The 19,766-nt window shown below is 62.6% G+C and carries 15 protein-coding genes; 1 reads left to right on the top strand and 14 read right to left on the bottom strand.

From position 1 onward, the window contains the following. The first annotated feature begins 1 nt into the window (after position 1). Entirely contained in the window at positions 2-652 is a 651-nt protein-coding gene (locus tag ACVWSC_RS11375; RefSeq protein ID WP_442113726.1) for a hypothetical protein, read from the top strand. Here ACVWSC_RS11375 and ACVWSC_RS11370 read toward each other — a convergent pair. From ACVWSC_RS11370 to ACVWSC_RS11305, 14 genes are all read right to left on the bottom strand, one after another. Next, positions 624-1,418 (bottom strand): alpha/beta fold hydrolase, encoded by a 795-nt coding sequence (locus tag ACVWSC_RS11370; RefSeq protein ID WP_442113725.1) that lies wholly within the window; start codon positions 1,416-1,418, stop codon positions 624-626. The two genes, ACVWSC_RS11375 and ACVWSC_RS11370, sit on opposite strands and share 29 nt — an antisense overlap. A gap of 123 nt (positions 1,419-1,541) precedes the next feature. Continuing rightward, positions 1,542-2,354 (bottom strand): class I SAM-dependent methyltransferase, encoded by an 813-nt coding sequence (locus ACVWSC_RS11365; RefSeq protein WP_442113724.1) that lies wholly within the window; start codon positions 2,352-2,354, stop codon positions 1,542-1,544. Positions 2,355-3,002: 648 nt separating this feature from the next. After that, positions 3,003-3,977: a lipoyl synthase gene (gene lipA, locus ACVWSC_RS11360; RefSeq protein ID WP_442113723.1), complete on the bottom strand. Its 975-nt coding sequence runs from the start codon at positions 3,975-3,977 to the stop codon at positions 3,003-3,005. Positions 3,978-3,994: 17 nt separating this feature from the next. Beyond that, positions 3,995-5,119: a glycine cleavage system aminomethyltransferase GcvT gene (gcvT, locus tag ACVWSC_RS11355; protein WP_442113722.1), complete on the bottom strand. Its 1,125-nt coding sequence runs from the start codon at positions 5,117-5,119 to the stop codon at positions 3,995-3,997. A gap of 9 nt (positions 5,120-5,128) precedes the next feature. Beyond that, positions 5,129-6,505, bottom strand: coding sequence for an L-serine ammonia-lyase (locus ACVWSC_RS11350; protein WP_442113721.1), 1,377 nt, complete (start codon positions 6,503-6,505; stop codon positions 5,129-5,131). A 27-nt stretch (positions 6,506-6,532) separates the two neighbouring features. Next, entirely contained in the window at positions 6,533-7,786 is a 1,254-nt protein-coding gene (gene glyA, locus ACVWSC_RS11345; RefSeq protein ID WP_442113720.1) for a serine hydroxymethyltransferase, read from the bottom strand. Positions 7,787-7,898: 112 nt separating this feature from the next. Further along, positions 7,899-10,769, bottom strand: a complete 2,871-nt coding sequence (gene gcvP / locus ACVWSC_RS11340) for an aminomethyl-transferring glycine dehydrogenase (protein ID WP_442113719.1) — start codon at positions 10,767-10,769, stop codon at positions 7,899-7,901. A 14-nt stretch (positions 10,770-10,783) separates the two neighbouring features. Continuing rightward, positions 10,784-11,161 (bottom strand): glycine cleavage system protein GcvH, encoded by a 378-nt coding sequence (gcvH, locus tag ACVWSC_RS11335; RefSeq protein ID WP_442113718.1) that lies wholly within the window; start codon positions 11,159-11,161, stop codon positions 10,784-10,786. Positions 11,162-11,418: 257 nt separating this feature from the next. Beyond that, positions 11,419-12,951: a sigma 54-interacting transcriptional regulator gene (locus ACVWSC_RS11330; RefSeq protein ID WP_442113717.1), complete on the bottom strand. Its 1,533-nt coding sequence runs from the start codon at positions 12,949-12,951 to the stop codon at positions 11,419-11,421. Positions 12,952-13,032: 81 nt separating this feature from the next. Beyond that, positions 13,033-14,457, bottom strand: coding sequence for a D-serine/D-alanine/glycine transporter (gene cycA, locus ACVWSC_RS11325; RefSeq protein ID WP_442113716.1), 1,425 nt, complete (start codon positions 14,455-14,457; stop codon positions 13,033-13,035). A 370-nt stretch (positions 14,458-14,827) separates the two neighbouring features. Next, complete coding sequence (gene betA, locus ACVWSC_RS11320) at positions 14,828-16,504, bottom strand: choline dehydrogenase (protein ID WP_442113715.1); 1,677 nt, start codon at positions 16,502-16,504, stop codon at positions 14,828-14,830. A gap of 4 nt (positions 16,505-16,508) precedes the next feature. Next, complete coding sequence (locus ACVWSC_RS11315) at positions 16,509-17,978, bottom strand: purine-cytosine permease family protein (RefSeq protein WP_442113714.1); 1,470 nt, start codon at positions 17,976-17,978, stop codon at positions 16,509-16,511. Beyond that, entirely contained in the window at positions 17,975-18,154 is a 180-nt protein-coding gene (locus tag ACVWSC_RS11310) for a hypothetical protein (RefSeq protein ID WP_442113713.1), read from the bottom strand. Before ACVWSC_RS11310 ends, ACVWSC_RS11315 begins: the two co-directional genes overlap by 4 nt. 96 nt (positions 18,155-18,250) lie before the next feature. Continuing rightward, positions 18,251-19,759: an aldehyde dehydrogenase family protein gene (locus tag ACVWSC_RS11305; protein WP_442113712.1), complete on the bottom strand. Its 1,509-nt coding sequence runs from the start codon at positions 19,757-19,759 to the stop codon at positions 18,251-18,253. Positions 19,760-19,766: the final 7 nt, after the last annotated feature.

The following is a 19,766-nucleotide window of genomic DNA, read 5'->3' as shown; positions in this document are numbered from 1 at the left end:
CATGTTCAGCTTCATCAAAACCACAATCGCAGGTGGTTTGCTGCTCATACTGCCGCTGGTGCTGATTTTCGTGCTGGTTGAAAAGGCCATCCACCTGCTCAAGGGACCGGTGCAAAAGGTCGTGCCGCTGTTCGACGGCTTCAGCGTTTTCGGCGCGACCTCAGTGACCTTCGCCGCCGTGCTGTTGCTTGGGCTGTTCTGCTTTCTCGCCGGCCTACTGGCCAAGACGCGGATCGCCACCCAGGTGCTGCGAACCCTGGAAGACCGGCTACTTGGCAACCTGCCCGGCTACCAGTTGCTCAAGGATGCCACCGCCCGCTTCGCCGGTCTGGACGACATCGAAGGCGCCAAGGTCGGCATGATCAGCGAAGGTGAAGGTTTTCGCTTCGCCCTGGTGCTGGAAAGCCACGGCGACTGGCTACTGGTGTACCTGCCCGATGGTGGCCCGGCCGGTGGCACGGCCGGCGAGGTGCGCGCCATGCCGAGTTCGCAGGTGCGCATCACCGACATTCCCTGGTTGTCGTTGCTGGCCTGCCTGCGCCGCGGCGGACGGGGTGCACTTGAGCTGGCTTCGGCCAGCCTTGAACAAGAACGAAACCCCGCCGCACAGGCGCAGGACACCCTCAGCGCTCAGCGCCCAGGAAACGACTGACAGGCGCCAACACGGCTTCAGGTGCCTCACGATGCGGCACGTGATAGCAGCCGTCGAGAATCAGGCATTCGCTCGGACCATTGGCGAGTTGGGCAATGCGCTGCGGATGCAGCGTTGAGCCGTACTCGTCATGCTCGCCGTGCAGTACCAGCGTCGGGCAGTCAATGGCACCGACCAAGCGCTCCAGGGTCCAGTCGGCGAAGGTGGGTGCCAGCCAGGTCTCGGTCCAGGCGTTGAGTACCCAGGGGGCTTTGTCACCGTGGTATTTGCTCAGGCGTGCCATGTGCTCGGGGTTCTGGAACTGAACCTTGGCATCGCGGATCCCTTGCAGCGTGCGCTCCTCGACAAACGCCTGGGCGGCGATGGTAATCAGCGCCAGGCAGTCCTGCCGGTAGCGCGAGGCGCAGGCGGCAGCCATCGCCCCGCCGACGCTATGGCCCAAGGCGACAAAGCTGTCGATCTGCAGGACGCGCTTGAGGTGGGCGAAAGCATTGACCGCTTCATCGTTGATAAACGTCGAAGGCAGCGCGCCAGGGAAGGCATCGGACTGACCAAAGCCTAGCCGGTCATAGGCAATCACCTCACGACCGCTGGCCTGGCACAGCTGCTGGGGGAAATCCCGCCACAGTGCAACACAGCCCAGTGAGTCGTGGAACAACACGATAGGCGGCTTGCCTGGGTTATCGGCGGGGAACCAGCGGCTACACGCCAGGCGGCCCTGCGGCGTATCGATCCAGAGCACTTCGGTGTTGACTGACAATGACATGCACAACCTCGGTTGGTGGTCCCAGAGGCCGCATCATAGCAAGTGGGAGCTGACACTGTGGGAGCGGGCTTGCCCCGCGATGCGATATGACAGACACACCGCGATCGCGGGGCAAGCCCGCTCCTACCGGCGGGTGATGACGACTTCCAGATATTCGCTGGGCACCACCAGTGATGAGGGGCCGGCGACATTGTTGTCGTTGAGCAACTGGGTCAGGTCGCGCTCCAGGGCTGCGGCTTCGTCACCGCCCAGCGAGGCAAAGGCTTTATGCACCGGGCCATACCAGGTCCTGAACACCTCGATAAAATGCGCCGCAGAACGGTAGCGAAAGTTGAAGTGCTGGCGGTTGACGTCGATCCGCGCAGCGCTGTCCGCGAACAACTGCTGCAGTTGTTCTTCATCACCCCAGCGCGAAGGCGGTAGCGCACCCGCCGGTGGCGGCACATGCTTGCCCAGGGTTTTGAACATTTGCCCGATGAAGCCTTGTGGCGTCCAGTTGGCCAGACCGATGCGGCCACCGGAGCGACACACCCGACCAAGCTCCCGCGCCGACTGCGCATGGTCGGGGGCAAACATCACGCCAAAGGTTGAAATGACTGCGTCGAAGGCACCATCGGAGAACGGCAGCGCTTCGACATCGGCGGTTTGAAACACCACGCTCAGGTGCTCTGCCTTGGCACGTTCTTCACCGCGTTTGAGCAGTTCGCCAACGTAATCGGTGGAGACCACCTGACAACCACGCCGGGCCGCCGCCAGGGTGGCGTTGCCGTTACCGGCGGCGACGTCCAGCACCCGTTCGTCCCAGCGCAAGTCGCAGGCTTCAGCCAGGCGTTCGCCGACCAGTTGCAAGGTCGTGCCGATCACCGCGTAGTCGCCGCTGGCCCACGCCGCCTGCTGGCGTGCTTTCAAGGCATTCAAATCCAGGGGTGTGCTCATGGTCTGCACCTGCTTGTTATGCGCGGTCGCGCCTGCGACTAGCTAACGCCCCGTTTTGCCCGCTGGCAAGCACTAGCCTACGAGGCGCTAGACACGTTGGCTACGTGCCTATAACCACGGCGAATAAACGGGTTCTTTACGGATTTTCGGGGCAGGATTGGCTTTGGCTTTGGCTTTGGCTTTGGCTTTGGCTTTGAGGGCTGGGAGCTTATCCAATTGCTGTGGGGGCACCACTGGCCCCTTCCGCCCTTACGGCGGCCTACTTTGCTCTTGGGCAAAGTAGGCAAAACCGCTCGCTCCTGCATCCGGCCCTACGCTTCGCTCCGGGTGCCTTCCCTCCGGCATTGCTCCCGCGAGGACCGCGCTAACGCGCACACAAAGCAAAAGCAAAGCGACAAGCCCCCACAACCGTAACTTAGCGACTTCAGGAGGCCGAGTGGAAGTGACTGGAGGGCTTGTCACGGTGGGAGCGGGCTTGCCCCGCGATCTGGCGCAATACAGCAAATCGCGGGGCAAGCCCGCTCCCACCGGAAGGGCCGGATGCAGGATCCAGTCCATCCACCACAGCAAATGGATAAGCCCACTGCCTCAAACCAATCCCAATCCTTCCCCGACAACCCGTGAAGAACCAATAAACCGCCCTCCCCCTTACAGCGCCACTTGCCCCGCCTGCTGATCGGCATGGTAAGACGAGCGCACCAGCGGCCCGGACGCAACGTTCTTGAAGCCCATCGCCAACGCCTGCTCGGCAAACCAGGCAAAGGTATCCGGATGCACAAAGCGCTGCACCGGCAGGTGGCTGCGCGAAGGTTGCAGGTACTGCCCCAGGGTCAGCATGTCGACCTGGTGCTCGCGCATGCGCTGCATCACCTCGAGCACTTCATCATCGGTTTCGCCCAGGCCCAGCATCAGCCCGGACTTGGTCGGCACCCCCGGCACGCGGCGCTTGAAGTTCTCCAGCAAGTCCAGCGACCACTCAAAGTCCGAACCGGGCCGCGCCGCCTTGTACAGGCGCGGCACGGTTTCCAGGTTGTGGTTGAACACATCCGGTGGTGCTTGCTCGGTGATCGCCAGCGCCACCTCCATGCGCCCACGGTAATCCGGCACCAGGGTTTCCAGTTGGGTGCCGGGCGAGCGTTGGCGGATCTCGCGCAAGCAGTCGACAAAATGCTGGGCGCCGCCGTCACGCAAGTCGTCACGGTCAACCGAGGTAATCACCACGTACTTGAGGCGCAACTCGGCGATGGCAATCGCCAGGTTCTTCGGTTCATCACGGTCCAGCGGTTTCGGCCGACCGTGCCCGACATCGCAGAACGGGCAACGGCGCGTGCAAATATCACCCATGATCATGAACGTCGCCGTGCCACCGGAAAAACACTCGCCCAGGTTCGGACAAGCCGCTTCTTCGCAGACACTGTGCAGCTTGTGTTTACGCAGTAACGCCTTGACTCGGGCGACCTCGGGCGAGGTCGGGATTTCGACCCGGATCCAGTCGGGTTTGCGCGGGATGTCTTCGGTGGGCAGGATCTTCACCGGGATGCGCGCGACCTTCTCGGCACCGCGCAGTTTTACCCCGGCCTGCAAAGGCTGAGGGCGAGTGGCGACAGGCAGGCTTGGGTTCATGCTCATGCTCCTGGCCTTCAGCCGCGGTAGTAACGTTGGGCAACGAACGGTGTACGGGCTACCTGCATCGGTACCTGTTTGCCACGCACCAGGGCGAAGACTTCAGTGTCCAGCGCCGCGAATGCGTTGTGCACGTAGCCCATCGCCAGTGGCCCGCCCAGGCTGGGGCCAAAACCGCCGCTGGTGACCCGGCCAATCTCCTGCCCCTGGGCATCGACAATCACTGTCCCCTCACGTACCGGAATACGCTCCTTGGGCAACAGGCCGACGCGCTTGCTGGCGACACCGTCGCGCTGCTGCCCCAGAATGCGCTCGGCACCGGGGAAACCACCGGCACGCTCACCGTCGGCGCGGCGGACTTTGGAAATCGCCCAGGCCAGGCTCGCTTCGATCGGTGTAGTGCCCTGTTCCATGTCATGCCCGTACAGGCACAAGCCGGCTTCCAAACGCAACGAGTCACGCGCGCCCAGGCCGATGGCTTCGACCTCCGGCTCGGCCAGCAGCGAACGCGCCAGCATTTGCGCAGCCTGCACCGGCACCGAGATTTCGTAACCGTCCTCACCGGTGTAGCCGGAGCGGCTGACGTAGCAGTCGACGCCGAGCAAGCGCACCGAGGCAAACTGCATGAAGGTCATGGCCTGCACTTGCGGTGCCAGGCGCGCCAGTACCTTGGCGGCGGAAGGCCCTTGCAGGGCGAGCAAGGCGCGGCTGTCGAACAGTGATTCGACTTCGCACAGCCCTTCCAGATGCTGTTTGAGGTGGGTGAGGTCCTGATCCTTGCAGCCGGCGTTGACCACCAGAAACAGTTCATCGTTACCCAGATTGGCAACCATCAGGTCATCGAGAATGCCGCCGTCGTCGTTGGTGAACAGCGCATAGCGCTGCATGCCCACCGGCAAGTCGAGGATATCGACCGGTACCAGGCTTTCCAGGGCTTTGGCAGCACCGGCACCGCGCAGGCGAATCTGGCCCATGTGCGAGACGTCGAACAGCCCGGCCTGTTCACGGGTGTGCAGGTGTTCCTTGAGCACGCCCAGCGGGTATTGGACCGGCATTGCGTAACCGGCGAACGGCACCATGCGCGCGCCCAGTTCCAGATGTAAACCATGCAGTGGCGTTTGTTGTAGTTGTTCTGTGGACATGGGTAACTCCTAGCATTCGATGATGTTGACGGCCAGCCCGCCGCGGGCCGTCTCTTTGTATTTGCTTTTCATGTCGGCGCCGGTCTGGCGCATGGTGCGGATCACTTTGTCGAGGGAGACAAAGTGCTGCCCATCGCCGCGCAGTGCCATGCGGGCGGCGTTGATGGCTTTGATCGAGCCCATGGCGTTGCGCTCGATACACGGCACTTGAACCAGGCCGCCAATCGGGTCGCAGGTCAGCCCGAGGTTGTGCTCCATGCCGATTTCGGCGGCGTTTTCCACTTGCTGCACGCTGCCGCCGAGCACTTCACACAAGGCACCGGCGGCCATTGAACAGGCCACGCCGACTTCCCCTTGGCAGCCCACTTCAGCGCCGGAGATCGAGGCGTTTTCTTTGTACAGAATGCCGATCGCCGCAGCGGTGAGCAGAAAGCGCACCACCCCGTCATCATTGGCACCCGGTACAAAACGCGTGTAGTAGTGCAGCACCGCCGGGATGATGCCGGCCGCACCGTTGGTGGGCGCGGTGACCACTCGCCCGCCACTGGCATTTTCCTCGTTCACCGCCAGGGCATAGAGGTTGACCCAGTCGAGCACCGACAGGCTGTCGCGCAGGTTGGCTTCCGGGTTGGCGCTAAGCTGACGATGCAACGCTGCGGCACGGCGCTTGACCTTGAGGCCGCCGGGCATGATGCCCTCAGTGCGACACCCGGCCTGAACACAGCCCTGCATCACCTGCCAGATATGCAGTAAACCCTCGCGCGTCTGTTCCGGGCTGCGCCAGGCGGTTTCGTTCTCGGCCATCAACTGGCTGATCGACAGGCCATGCTGAGTACATTGCGCCAGCAGTTCGCGGCCGCTCAGAAACGGGAAGCGCAACGGCGTGCGGTCTTCAACGATGCGGTCAGCACCGATCGCCTCCTCGTCGACCACAAAGCCACCGCCCACCGAGTAGTACTCACGGCTGCGCAACTGCAAGCCATAGGCATCGAAGGCGCGCAGAATCATGCCGTTGGGATGATAGGGCAAGGGTTTGCGGATCATCGCCAGGTGGTCTTTCTCGACGAAGCGGATCGGCTGCTCGCCGAGCAGGCGCAAGGTCCCGCTCTGGCGGATGGCCGCCAGACGCTCGGCCACCGCCGAGGTATCGACCGTGTCCGGATGCTCGCCTTCGAGCCCCAGCAGCACGGCTTTGTCACTGCCATGGCCCTTGCCAGTGGCGCCGAGCGAGCCGTACAGCTCGGCGCGCACGCTGTCCACCCGCTCCAGCACACCCTCGGCCCTGAGCCCTTCGACAAAGCGTGCCGCTGCCCGCATCGGCCCGACCGTGTGCGAGCTGGAGGGGCCGATGCCCACCTTGAACAGATCAAAAACGCTTAGCGACATAGGTGCCTCCGCAGATCGAACTCAAGGTCAGGCCGGGTAGACCGGGAACAGCGCGCACAGCTCTGCGACTTGCTTGGCTACCTGCGCCTCGACATCGGCATCGCCCAGGTGGTCGAGGATGTCGCAGATCCAGGTCGCCAATGCACGGCATTCCGGCACCTGCATGCCACGGGTGGTCACCGCCGGGGTGCCGATGCGCAGGCCCGAGGTCACGAACGGCGATTGCGGATCGTTCGGCACCGCGTTCTTGTTGACGGTGATGTGCGCACGGCCCAGGGCGGCATCGGCGTCTTTGCCGGTAATGCCCTGGCGGATCAGGCTGACCAGGAACAGGTGGTTGTCGGTACCGCCGGAGACCACGTCATAACCGCGCTGGCGGAAGATCTCGGCCATGGCCTGGGCGTTCTTGATCACCTGGTACTGGTAGTCCTTGAACTCCGGCTGCAAGGCTTCCTTGAAGCACACCGCCTTGGCGGCGATGACATGCATCAGCGGCCCGCCCTGCCCGCCTGGGAACACTGCCGAGTTGAGCTTCTTCTCCAGGTCCGGGTCGGCTTTGGCCAGAATCAGGCCGCCGCGTGGGCCGCGCAGAGTCTTGTGCGTGGTGGTGGTGACCACATCCGCGTAAGGCAGTGGGTTCGGGTACAAGCCTGCCGCCACCAGGCCAGCAACGTGGGCCATGTCAACGAACAGGTAAGCCCCGACCTTGTCGGCGATGGCACGGAAGCGCGGGAAATCCAGGGTTTTCGAATAGGCCGAAAAGCCCGCCACGATCATCTTTGGCTGGTGCTCGACGGCCAGGCGCTCGACCTCGTCGTAGTCGATCAGGCCGTTGGCGTCGATGCCGTACTGCACCGCGTTGTACAGCTTGCCAGAAGAACTGACCTTGGCACCGTGGGTGAGGTGACCGCCGTGCGCCAGGCTCATGCCCAGCAGGGTATCGCCTGCCTGCAGCAGTGCCAGGTAGACCGCGGCGTTGGCCTGTGAGCCGGAGTGCGGCTGGACGTTGGCGTAACCGGCACCGAACAGCGCCTTGGCGCGGTCGATGGCTAGTTGTTCAACCACATCGACATGCTCGCAGCCGCCGTAGTAGCGCTTGCCGGGGTAGCCCTCGGCGTACTTGTTGGTCAGTTCGGTGCCCTGTGCCTGCATCACCTGCGGGCTGGTGTAGTTTTCCGAGGCGATCAGCTCGATGTGGTCTTCCTGGCGCTGTGCCTCGCGGCGGATGGCAACCGACAGCTCAGGGTCGAAATCGGAGAGGGTCAGGCTTTTATGAAACATGCGCGCAAATCCTTATTGTTAGTGTTTAACCCTGTAGGAGCGGGCTTGCCCCGCGATTGCGATGGGCAGACAGATTGCTATCGCGGGGCAAGCCCGCTCCTACCGACTAGCGTCAAGCGTCTTGGTAAATCGACATCGGCGGGCAGGCACAGGCCAGGTTGCGGTCGCCGTAGACGTTGTCTACGCGCCCCACCGGCGGCCAGTACTTGCTCTCGCGCAACGCCGCCTGCGGATACACCGCCAACTCACGGCTGTAGCTATGGTTCCACTCGCCCACCAGCTCGCTGGCGGTATGCGGTGCGTTTTTCAGTGGGTTGTCGAGTTTGTCGAGGGTGCCGTTTTCCACCGCGCGGATTTCTTCGCGGATGCTGATCATCGCGTCGCAGAAGCGGTCCAGCTCTTCCTTCGCTTCACTCTCAGTCGGCTCGACCATCAAGGTGCCAGCCACCGGGAACGACATGGTCGGCGCATGGAAGCCGAAGTCGATCAGGCGCTTGGCGACGTCCTCGACGCTGATGCCGCTGCTGTCTTTGAGCGGACGCAGGTCGAGAATGCACTCGTGGGCGACCAGGCCGTTCTCGCCGGTGTACAGCACCGGGTAGTGCTCCTCCAGGCGACGGGCAATGTAGTTGGCACTGAGGATCGCCAACTGCGAGGCACGCTTGAGCCCTTCGCCCCCCATCATGCGGATGTACATCCAGGTGATCGGCAGAATGCTGGCACTGCCGTACGGCGCCGCACTGACCGCGCCTTCCTGGCGCTGCATGTGCGCGTGCCCGGGGAGGAACGGCGCCAGGTGCGCCTTGACGCCGATCGGGCCAACACCCGGGCCGCCACCACCGTGGGGAATGCAGAAGGTTTTGTGCAGGTTCAGGTGCGACACGTCGCCACCGAACTTGCCCGGTGCGCAGAGGCCGACCATGGCGTTCATGTTGGCGCCGTCCAGGTACACCTGGCCGCCGTTGGCATGGATGATGTCGCAGATTTCGGTAATGCGGTCCTCGAACACACCGTGGGTCGAGGGGTAGGTGATCATCAGTGCCGCCAGCTGATCCTTGTGCTGTTCGGCCTTGCCCTGAAGGTCGGCGACATCGACGTTGCCGCGCTCGTCACAATTGACCACCACCACACGCATGCCAGCCATCTGCGCCGTGGCCGGGTTGGTGCCATGCGCCGAAGACGGAATCAGGCAAACATCACGCCCCGCCTCGCCACGGCTGGCGTGGTAGGCACGGATGGCCAGCAGCCCGGCGTACTCGCCCTGGGAACCGGCGTTGGGCTGCAGCGACATGGCGTCGTAGCCGGTGGCGGCGCAGAGCATGGCCTCCAGCTCGTCGGTCAGTTGCTGGTAACCCTGCGACTGCTCGGCGGGCGCGAACGGATGCAAGGCGCCGAACTCTGGCCAGGTGATCGGGATCATCTCGCTGGCGGCGTTGAGCTTCATGGTGCAGGAGCCCAGCGCGATCATGGTGCGGTCCAGGGCCAGGTCTTTGTCGGCCAGGCGGCGCAGGTAACGCATCAACTCGGTTTCCGAGTGGTAGCGGTTGAACACCTCGTGTTGCAGGAACGCGCTCTGACGCAACAGCGGCGACGGCAGGTAGTCGCCGCTGCTGGCGGCCAGCGCGGTAAAGTCCGGGAGTGCCTGACCAGGTGCGGCGAACACCTGCCACAGCGCCTCGACACTGGCCTGCTCGCAGGTTTCGTCCAGTGACAGGCCGACACGCTGCTGATCGAGCACCCGCAGGTTCAGGCGTGCGCTGTTGGCGGCTGCCAGCACATCAGCCACAGGCTGGGCGCAAACAACGCTGACGGTGTCGAAGAAGTGTTGCTGCTCAACCGTGTGGCCGAGCTGCTGCAGGCCCTGCACCAGAATCGCGGTCAGGCGATGCACGCGACGGGCAATCTGCGCCAACCCCTGCGGACCGTGGTACACCGCGTACATACTGGCGATGTTGGCCAGCAGCACCTGCGCGGTGCAGATGTTACTGGTGGCCTTCTCGCGGCGGATGTGTTGCTCGCGGGTCTGCATGGCCAGGCGCAAGGCCGGCTTGCCGAAGCGGTCAATCGATACCCCGACCAGACGCCCGGGCATATCGCGCTTGAAGCTGTCACGGGTGGCAAAGAAGGCGGCATGCGGGCCACCAAAGCCCAGCGGCACGCCAAAACGTTGCGCGCTGCCGAGCACTACGTCGGCGCCGAACTCTCCCGGTGCGCTCAACAGCGTCAGCGCCAGCAGGTCAGCGGCTACCGCCACCAGCGCGCCGGCGGCATGGGCACGCTCGACCAGGGCGCGGTGATCAACGATCGCGCCGGTGCTGGCCGGATACTGCAGCAACAGGCCGAAATAGCCGTCCAGGCCCTGTTGTTCCAGTTCCGCTTCATCACCGACAACTACTTCAATACCCAGCGGCTCGGCACGGGTACGCAGCACATCGAGGGTTTGTGGATGGCAGTGCCGGGAGGCGAAAAACGCCGGGGCCTTGCTCTTGGCCAGGCGCTTGCAGAAGGTCATGGCTTCGGCGGCAGCGGTGGCTTCATCGAGCAACGAAGCGTTGGCGATTTCCATCCCGGTCAGGTCGCTGATCAAGGTCTGGAAATTCAGCAGCGCCTCCAGGCGACCCTGGGAAATCTCCGGCTGGTACGGCGTGTAAGCGGTGTACCAGGCCGGGTTTTCCAGCAGGTTGCGCAGGATCGGTGTCGGCGTATGGCAAGGGTAATAGCCTTGGCCGATGTGGTTGCGAAACAGCTGGTTCTTCGCCGCAATGGCTTTGATCGCGGCCAACGCTTGTTGCTCACCCTGCCCTTTGGACAGCTCAAGCACGCTGGTGCCCTTGATGCTGTCGGGGATGACGCTGTCGATCAGGCTGTCGAGTGTGTCATGGCCGATCAACGCCAGCATGGCGTCGATATCGCCCTCACGCGGGCCGATGTGGCGGGCAATGAACTCGTTGTCGGTGCCCAGCGCAGTGGTTGCTGTGGTCATGTCGGTACCCTGGCTCAGGCGTTGTCGGCCAGGAAGCGGTCGTAGCCTTCCTGGTCCATCAAGGTATCGAGGTCAGCCGGGTTGGCGACCTGAATGCGGAAGAACCAACCTGCCTGCATGGGCGAGGCGTTGACCAGTTCGGGGTCGTCGGCCAGCGCTTGGTTGACCGCCACCACTTCGCCGGCCAGCGGCATGCTGATGTTGCTGGCGGCCTTCACCGACTCCAGCACAGCCACCTCGTGCCCTTCACCGTACTGGCCCAGCTCGGGCAGTTGCACGAACACCACATCACCGAGCGCTTCCTGAGCAAAGCTGGTGATGCCTACGGTCAGTTCACCGCTCTCTTCCAAACGCAGCCATTCGTGTTCGGGGGTAAAACGCAGAATGCTCATGGATCTTCCTCTTGTTATTAGGTGGGCCCTGACGCGGGACTAACAGAACAAGAGCAAGAGCGGTGCCAACTTAATAAAACGCTTATATTTCAATGCTTTGAGTGGTTTTTTCGGCTTTTCCCGTGGGCCTTCCCTGGAGCGAAAACGCTCCGCACTCCAGGGTTAAACACAGCAGCTTGCAGGCACACTCAATGACTGCGCGGCTCACGCCCTACTGGAGCACAATCACTCCAGTGGAGCGTTATCGCACCAGGCAATTACGCCGGTCGATTGGCAATGCCGTACTTGCGCAGACGCTGGCCGATGGCGGTGTGCGAGGTTTGCAGACGCAGTGCCAATTGCCGGGTCGAAGGATAGTTGGCGTAGAACTTCTCCAGCAGCGATTTTTCGAAGCCCTGCACCGCCGCCTCAAGGCTGGTCACTTCTTCGGCGTCGGCCTGGCGACCGCTCAGGGCGGTGCCGGCCAGTTCCAGGTCATCGCAATCGATCACCTCGCCCTCACTGATCGCCGCGGCCCGGAAGATCACGTTCTGCAATTGCCGCACGTTGCCCGACCAGCGATTGCCCAGCAGCAACGGATGGGTGGCCAACGCCAGGCGACACGGTGAGCGCTGTATCTGCGTGCAGGCCTGACGCAGAAAATGCTCGGCCAGCAGGAGGATGTCCTGACCGCGCTCACGCAACGGCGGAACCATCACGTTCAAGACGTTGAGGCGGTAATACAGGTCCTCACGAAAACTGCCGTCGAGCACCATGTTTTCCAGGTTGCGGTGGGTCGCACACAGCACCCGGACATTGACCCGGACTTCACCCTCCCCGCCGACACGGCGGAAGCTGCCGTCGTTGAGAAAGCGCAGCAGCTTGGCCTGCAGGTACGGCGACATCTCACCCACTTCGTCAAGAAACACCGTGCCACCGTCAGCCAGTTCCAGCAGCCCGGGTTTGCCGCCGCGCTGGGCGCCGGTGAAGGCGCCTGCCGAGTAGCCGAACAGTTCACTCTCGGCCAGGCTTTCCGGCAAGGCTGCACAGTTCAGCGCCAGGAACGACGCATCGCGGCGGGCGCTGAGGGCATGGCAGGCACGCGCCACCAGCTCCTTGCCGGTGCCGGTTTCGCCCTGGATCAGCAGCGGCGCCTCAAGGCTTGCGACCTTGTGCAGGCGCGCCTTGAGTTCCTTGAGCGCCGCCGACTCACCGAGCAGTGCATCACCGCCCTCGGCATGCTCATGCAGCAGCGAGGCCAGGCGCTCGCCTATACGGCTGGGCGGATACAACGTCAGCAGGCCACCGACCAAGGCATCGGCACCGCCACTGATCGGGGTGGCCTCCAGCAACAGGGCCTGGCCCTGAAAGCTCACTTCACACATCGGCAGGCGAAAGCCCTTGGTGATCAGGTTCTGCGCCAGGTCAGGTTCGCTGAACAGCCTGGACAGCGGCTCACCGGCTGGCTCGCGCCCGACCAGATTGACCAGCGTGGGGTTGGCCAACAGCACATGGCCGTTGGGGTCGACGGCCAGCACCGGATCGCTCATCGCCGCCAGCAGGGCTTCAAGCTGCAAACGCCGACGCTGGCCGGGGAGGAAATCGACCAGCTCCACGGCCTGCACACCCTCCACGCGCAACAAGGCGTCGTGCAGTTCGTCGAGCACCCGTTGTGACAGCGCCGGGGCGTCGATATAGACGTTGGGCGGGATCATCTCCACCGCGTCGAGGTTGAGGTTACGCGCCCCCAGCAACGCGAGAATTTCCTGGGTGATACCAACGCGGTCTATGAAGGTGACGTGGATTCGCATCGCCGCTCTCTCCTTGTCAAAAGACGACAGGGGGACGGCGCGCAGCACCGTCCCCCTTGGGTTAAATCATCAACGGGGTGATCAATCGGTTTTCAGTGACAACTGCACATTCTCCAGCCGTTTCTGGCGAATAGAGCGGTACGACAAGCCCAGCACCACAAACCACAGCGGGACCAGGAACAACGCCTTGCGGGTGTCGTCTTCCAGCGCCAGCAGCGCTAGGATGAAGGCAAAGAACACCAGGCAGACCCAAGCCATGGCGATACCGCCAGGCATCTTGTATTTCGAGGCGCGGTGCAAGGTGTCGCGCTTTTTGCGGTAGGCCAGGTACGACAGCAGGATCATCGACCAGACAAACATGAACAGGATCGCCGACACCGTGGTGATCAAGGTGAAGGCCTCGATCATGTTCGGCACCAGGTAAATCACCAGCGCCCCCGCCAGCAGGCAAATGCAGGAAAAGATCAAACCATTGGACGGCACCGCACGCTTGGACAGCGCACCGAACTTGCCAGGGGCATCGCCATCCACCGCCAGGCCGTAGAGCATGCGGCTGGTGGAAAACACCCCACTGTTAGCCGATGATGCCGCCGAAGTGAGTACCACGAAGTTGATAATCCCTGCTGCAGCCGGCAAGCCTGCCAACACGAACAGTTCAACAAACGGGCTCTTGTTGGCCACGACTTCGCGCCACGGCGTCACGGCCATGATGGCGATCAGTGCCAATACATAAAAAACAATGATGCGCAGCGGAATGGAGTTGATCGCCCGTGGCAGGTTGCGCTCCGGGTTCTTGGTTTCAGCGGCGGTGGTGCCTACCAACTCGATACCAACGAAGGCAAACACGGCAATCTGGAAGCCGGCAAAAAAGCCCATGGCGCCGTGGGGGAACATGCCGCCGTCATTCCACAGGTTGGCCAGCGAGGCGACGTTGCCACTGGGCGACTGATAGGCCGCGACCACCATGTACAGCCCAGTGCAGACCAACGCGCAGATGGCGATGATCTTGATCATCGCGAACCAGAACTCCAGTTCGCCGAACATCTTCACCGTCACCAGGTTGAGCGCCAGCAGCAGGCCGACACAACTGATGGCTGGCATCCACAGGGGAATGTCCGGGAACCAGAACTGGGCGTAAGCGGAGATGGCAATAACGTCGGCAATGCCGGTGACAATCCAGCAGAACCAGTAAGTCCAGCCGGTAAAAAAACCGGCCCAGGGTCCGAGCAAGTCGGTAGAGAAATCGATAAAGGATTTGTACTTGAGGTTGGAAAGCAGTAATTCGCCCATGGCCCGCATGACAAAGAACAGCATAAAGCCGATGATCATGTAGACGAATATAATCGAGGGTCCAGCGAGACTGATGGTTTTACCGGAACCCATGAACAGTCCGGTACCGATAGCACCACCGATGGCAATCAACTGAATATGACGGTTGCTCAGATTGCGTTGCAGTTCATGCGCGTCACCGTCTGGCGGACAGTGGCCTTGAGGCAAACTTTTCATATCTTTTACCTTGCTAGTTTAATTGTTTTTATAACATCACAAGTTCAAACATCTAAACCGAACAAACAACTTGCTAATCCGGCCGAACGCAAGGAAAAGAGCAAGGACTATGCCAGTCAGGCAATAGCGCTAAAACCGCTGCTTTACGCTGATTTGTAGGTGTTGAGGTGTAATGAAGTCACTCCACTGTTAGCGGCTATTCAAGGGGAAAAACTGCGCGCAGGCATCGGCAGTGCTGCCTTTCGCCGCCATGGAACGATTTCGTTACGATGGAGCGCAATCAGTCCGCACATCCTGTAGGAGCGGGCTTGCCCCGCGATAGCGATCGTTCAGCCATATCGCATCGCGGGGCAAGCCCGCTCCTACAGTTTCAACGCATCGGTGCGCGACTGCGTTGCTGCTCTTGCCAGTCACCAACCATGCCCACCGGCACGTCGGCAGGCGCCAGCGGCTCACGTCCGCGCACCAGGTCTGCCGCACGCTCGGCGAGCATGATGGTCGGTGCATTGAGGTTGCCGTTAGGCTCGGTGGGGAAGACCGACGAGTCGATCACCCGCAAACCCTGCAGGCCACGTACCCGCAATGCCGAATCGACCACCGCCATGTCGTCTTCGCCCATGCGGCAAGAACCGCAAGGGTGCATGGTGCTTTCCATGTTGGCGCGCACAAAGGCGTCGATTTCTGCGTCGGTCTGCACCTGCGGCCCCGGTGCCAGCTCTTCACCGCGGAATCGGTCCATGGCCGGTTGCGCGATGATCTCCCGGGTCAGGCGCACGCAACGCCGGAAGCCTTCGCGGTCCTCTTCGCTCTCCAGGTAGTTGAAGCGAATCTGCGGATGCTGATACGGGTCGGCCGACAGTGCGCGCACATGGCCACGGCTCTTGGGTTTGTTCGGCCCGGTCAGCACCATGAAGCCATGGCCTTTGAACGGTTTGTCGCCGTCATAACGCATGGCTGCTGGCAGGAAGTGGAACTGAATGTCCGGCCAGCGCAGGCCCTTGGCCGAGCGAATGAAACCACCGGCTTCGAAATGGTTGCTGGCACCCAGGCCGTCTTTGAACAACAACCAGCGCAAGCCGATCATTGCTTTGCCCAGCAAGCTCATCTTGCCGTTGAGGGTGACCGGTTCCTTGCAGGCGTACTGGATGTAGATCTCCGAGTGGTCCTGCAGGTTCTCGCCGACACCCGGCAGGTGATGGCGCACTTCGATACCGGCTTGTTTGAGCACGGCCTCCGGGCCGATGCCCGAGCGCTGCAACAGGTGCGGCGAGCCAATCGGGCCGGAGGACACCAGCACTTCACGGTTGCAATACACCTTGTGGGGCTGGCCGCCTTCATCGTATTCCACGCCCACGGCGCGCTTGCCATCGAGCAGAATGCGCCGGGTCATGGCATGGGTGATGACCGTCAGGTTGGGACGGCTCATGGCTGGGCGCAGGTAAGCATTGGCGGTGGACCAGCGCACGCCATCCTTGACCGTCATGTGCATGGCGCCGAACCCTTCCTGCATGTAGCCGTTGCAGTCGTCGGTCTTGATGTAGCCGGCTTCGGCCCCCGCCTCTACCCAGGCGCCGTACAACGGGTTCTGCATGTTGTTGCCGTTGTTGGTGGCCAGCGGGCCGGCGCCGCCGCGATAGTCATCGCCACCGAACTTGTAGCCTTCGGCGCGTTTGAAATACGGCAGGCAATGCCGGTAGTCCCAGTTCTTCGCGCCCAGGCTTTGCCATTCATCGAAGTCACAGGCATGGCCACGGATGTACACCAGGCCATTGATCGACGACGAACCGCCCAGCACTTTGCCGCGCGGGCAGTGCAGGCGTCGGCCGTCGAGGTGTGGCTCGGCATCGGTTTCGTAGCGCCAGTTGTACTTCTTGGTGTTCATCGGCAATGAAAAGGCACTGGGCATCTGGATCAGCACGCTGCGGTCGCTGCCACCGAACTCCAGCACCAGCACCGAGGTGCCCGCGTCTTCAGTCAGCCGATTGGCCAGTACACAGCCCGCAGAGCCGGCGCCGATAATGATGTAGTCGTAACGTTTGTTGTTCATTGTTCTAGTCCTTTGCGCCGAGGCCTACAGCCCCGATGTTGCGGTCATTGCCCTTGGGGTAGCTGCCCCAGCCCGGGCGCGTTGCCAGCAGTCGGGTCAGCCCGTAATGCACCAGCCCCGCCAGCAGGCAAGACGGCAGCGAAGCGCTGACGAAGGTGAAGAAGGTGGTGTTGGCCAGGGTCTGCGGGTTGAACACCAGCACGTAGATGGCGAAGCCCGCTGCCAATGCCACCAGGGCAATCGGGTTGAAGCCCTTGTAGAAGCGCACGGGCGAGGTTTCAGGCGCGGCATACAGGTGGCGCAGGTTCAGGCGTTGGTGGCGCAGGAAGAAGTAATCGGCGATACCGATCCCCGCCAGGGCGCTGTTGAGTGCCGAGGTCCACACCAGGAAGATGAAAAAGCCATCGTAAATGCCGGGAAAGCACAGCACGATGACGATCGGAATCACGCAGAACAGCCCGATCAGCACACCCCAGCGCACACTGCGCAGGCGCTCGCCGGCCATCTGCCGCAGGCCGATCACGGCGGTGTAGAGGATGTTGACCATCCCGGTCAGGTTGGCCAGCGCCAGGAAGCTCAGGGCGATCACGCCAAAGGTCATGCCGCCAGCCAGGCGCATCCAGGCGGTAGGGTCGCTGCTGCCCAGGGTCGAAGCGGCAAACAGGCTGACCGTCTCACCCAGCGAAGCGGCGCCGAAGATCCCCACCAGGTTGGGCCAGAACGCAGTGCGCTGGTTGCTGCACAGGCGCGACAGGTTGCCGATGTAGGGCCACCAGGAGAAGCCCGCAGCGATGTTGATCTCTACCGCGATCATGAAGTTGATGCGCTGATCGGCGAACGGTGGTTGCAGGGCCGGCATGGCCAGCAACTGGGCGAAGCTGTAACGCTGGGAGATGAAGTACATCAGCGCCAGCATCACCAGAATCAGGCTGGGTGCGATCAATGCACTCAGGCGCCGGATCATGTCCGGGCCACGCATGGCCACCAGCGCTGCCAGCACAATCGCCAGCAAGGCACCCGCCGTCACCAGCCAGCCATCGCCGTCAGGCTGGCTGTGCTGCACCAGGGTTTCCAGGTTGTCCAGCGCCCGCCCGCACATCAGCCCGAGCACCGCCAGCCAGCCCATGGTCAGCACCACCACCGAGAGGATGTAGACCAGGCGGCTGCCGTTGTGGCCGAACATGCTGCGCAAGAAGGTGAACTGCTCGACGCCGTACTTGCCACAGGGCAGGCAAGTGGAAGACGCCGCAAGAATCACGCCGATGATGTTGCCGATGACAATGGCGCTGATGCCTTGCAACGGCCCGACGAACAGCGCCGTGGCGCCGCCGATCAAAAACACCCAGGTGGCCACGGCCAACGCCGAGTTGGCATAGGCGTAGCCCCAGAAACCCCAGACCCGCTCACTGGGCAACAACGGGGTGTCGCCGCGCTCGGCGCTCAGGCGAAACTCTTGTTCTCTGCTCGGCTTCATGGCTGGCCTCCGAGCAGCAAGGCGCCACCGACCATCACCGCCGTCAGCAACAGCAGCGCCACACAATCGACCAGCGTCAACGCACCTTGCCAGTCCCCTCGCCGCTCCAGTTGTTCATAGGCGCACAGGCGCCGTTCCAGATCTTGCGCACGCTCTGCATCCACTTGGCTGTTCATGGGCATCACCTCGATAGGTTCTTGTTATTGAAATACGATGCATCCAGCCACCCGCGTCGCTCGCCAACCGTCAGCGCCGCGGGTGGGCCCTGTACCTCAGGGCAAGGTGATCCAGACCGCCTTGGTCTCCAGCAGAAACTCCAGTTGCTCGGCGCCCAAGTCTTTGCCGTAGCCGGACTGTTTGTAGCCACCAAACGGCATGGACGGGTCGAGGGTGCTGTGGGCATTGACGTACACGGTGCCGGCGCGCAGGCGTGGGATCAGCCCATGGACCTTGCCCAGGTCGTTGGAGTAGATCGCCGCGGCCAGGCCGAACGCCGAGTCATTGGCCAGCGCTTCAGCCTGCTCCTGGGTGTCGAACGCTTGCGTCACCAGCACCGGGCCGAAGATCTCTTCGCGGACGATGCGCATGCTGTTATCGCAATCGGCAAAGATCGTCGGCTGCACGAAGAAGCCAGGGCCTTCGACAGGCTCGCCGCCGTAGTACACGTGTGCGCCTTCAGCCTTGCCCTGCGCGATGTATTCCAGCACCCGCTGCTGTTGCTGACGCGACACCATCGGGCTGATGAAGCAGTCCGGATCCAGGCCCGGAGCGACCTTCAGGGTTGCCGTGTAGCGCGCCAACGCTTCGAGAAACTGCGGGTAGACGCTGCGCTCGACGTAGGCGCGGGTACCGGCATCGCATACCTGCCCGGAGTTGAAGAACACGCCATTGGCCACGGCAATCGCCGCCGCCTCGATGTCGGCATCGGCGAAGACGATCACCGGCGACTTGCCGCCCAGCTCGAGGGTCAGGCGTTTCATCTGATCCATGGCCGCCTTGCCCACCGAGCAGCCCACTGGCGTGGAGCCGGTGAAGCTCAGCTTGTCGATGCCCGGGTGGCTGGACATCGCCGTGCCGACCACGCTGCCGCGTCCGGTGACGATGTTCAGCACGCCATCAGGAATACCAGACGCTTGCACCAGTTCGGCAAAACGCAGGGCTGACAGCGACGTCAGTTCCGCCGGTTTGACCACTACCGTACAGCCGGTAGCTAACGCCGCCCCGAGCTTCCAGGCCATGGTTTGCAGCGGGAAGTTCCACGGCACAATCGCCCCGACCACACCCACCGCTTCCTTGCGGGTGTAGGCCAGGTAATTGCCTGGCAGCGAAGGCTCGACCGTACGGCCATGGATCTTGGTGGCCCAGCCGGCGAAGTAACGCAGGGTATCGACGGTGCCCTGAATATCGACCGCACGCGCCTGGGCAACCGACTTGCCCATGTCGATCGATTCGATTTCTGCCAATTCTTCAGCGTTGGCCTCGACCAGGTCGGCCAGGCGGTGAATCAGGCGTTCACGCTCCAACGGTTTCAGCTGGCTCCACGGGCCGCCGTCGAACTGCGCCCGTGCGGCACGCACGGCGCGGTCCAGATCATCTGCGGTGCCCATCGGAATACGCGTCAGCACGCGCTCGGTGGAAGGCTCGATGACCTCGGCGCTGGCGCCATCACTGGCCTCCAGCCAGGCGCCGCCGATGAACATGCGCTGCGCTTTGGAGAGAAAGCGCTGGGTGGCTTCGCACACGCCATACGCCTGCAGATAGGCTTTTACCTTATCGTCCACGGTAGGT

The sequence above is a fragment of the Pseudomonas sp. NUPR-002 genome (assembly GCF_056322725.1).
The sequence above is the reverse complement of the archived record's forward strand: the minus strand, read 5'-3'. Positions and strand labels throughout refer to the sequence as shown.

Bases quoted from the DNA above. Each gene is read 5' to 3' on its own strand.
- gcvH (WP_442113718.1), bottom strand. From the start codon at position 11,161: ATGAGCATTCTGCGTTTTACCCCCGAACACGAATGGCTGCGTTTGGAA.
- lipA (WP_442113723.1), bottom strand. From the start codon at position 3,977: ATGAACCCAAGCCTGCCTGTCGCCACTCGCCCTCAGCCTTTGCAGGCC.
- gcvP (WP_442113719.1), bottom strand. From the start codon at position 10,769: ATGACCACAGCAACCACTGCGCTGGGCACCGACAACGAGTTCATTGCC.
- ACVWSC_RS11315 (WP_442113714.1), bottom strand. From the start codon at position 17,978: ATGAAGCCGAGCAGAGAACAAGAGTTTCGCCTGAGCGCCGAGCGCGGC.
- ACVWSC_RS11330 (WP_442113717.1), bottom strand. From the start codon at position 12,951: ATGCGAATCCACGTCACCTTCATAGACCGCGTTGGTATCACCCAGGAA.
- cycA (WP_442113716.1), bottom strand. From the start codon at position 14,457: ATGAAAAGTTTGCCTCAAGGCCACTGTCCGCCAGACGGTGACGCGCAT.
- betA (WP_442113715.1), bottom strand. From the start codon at position 16,504: ATGAACAACAAACGTTACGACTACATCATTATCGGCGCCGGCTCTGCG.
- ACVWSC_RS11365 (WP_442113724.1), bottom strand. From the start codon at position 2,354: ATGAGCACACCCCTGGATTTGAATGCCTTGAAAGCACGCCAGCAGGCG.
- ACVWSC_RS11350 (WP_442113721.1), bottom strand. From the start codon at position 6,505: ATGTCGCTAAGCGTTTTTGATCTGTTCAAGGTGGGCATCGGCCCCTCC.
- ACVWSC_RS11375 (WP_442113726.1), top strand. From the start codon at position 2: ATGTTCAGCTTCATCAAAACCACAATCGCAGGTGGTTTGCTGCTCATA.
- gcvT (WP_442113722.1), bottom strand. From the start codon at position 5,119: ATGTCCACAGAACAACTACAACAAACGCCACTGCATGGTTTACATCTG.
- ACVWSC_RS11310 (WP_442113713.1), bottom strand. From the start codon at position 18,154: ATGAACAGCCAAGTGGATGCAGAGCGTGCGCAAGATCTGGAACGGCGC.
- glyA (WP_442113720.1), bottom strand. From the start codon at position 7,786: ATGTTTCATAAAAGCCTGACCCTCTCCGATTTCGACCCTGAGCTGTCG.
- ACVWSC_RS11370 (WP_442113725.1), bottom strand. From the start codon at position 1,418: ATGTCATTGTCAGTCAACACCGAAGTGCTCTGGATCGATACGCCGCAG.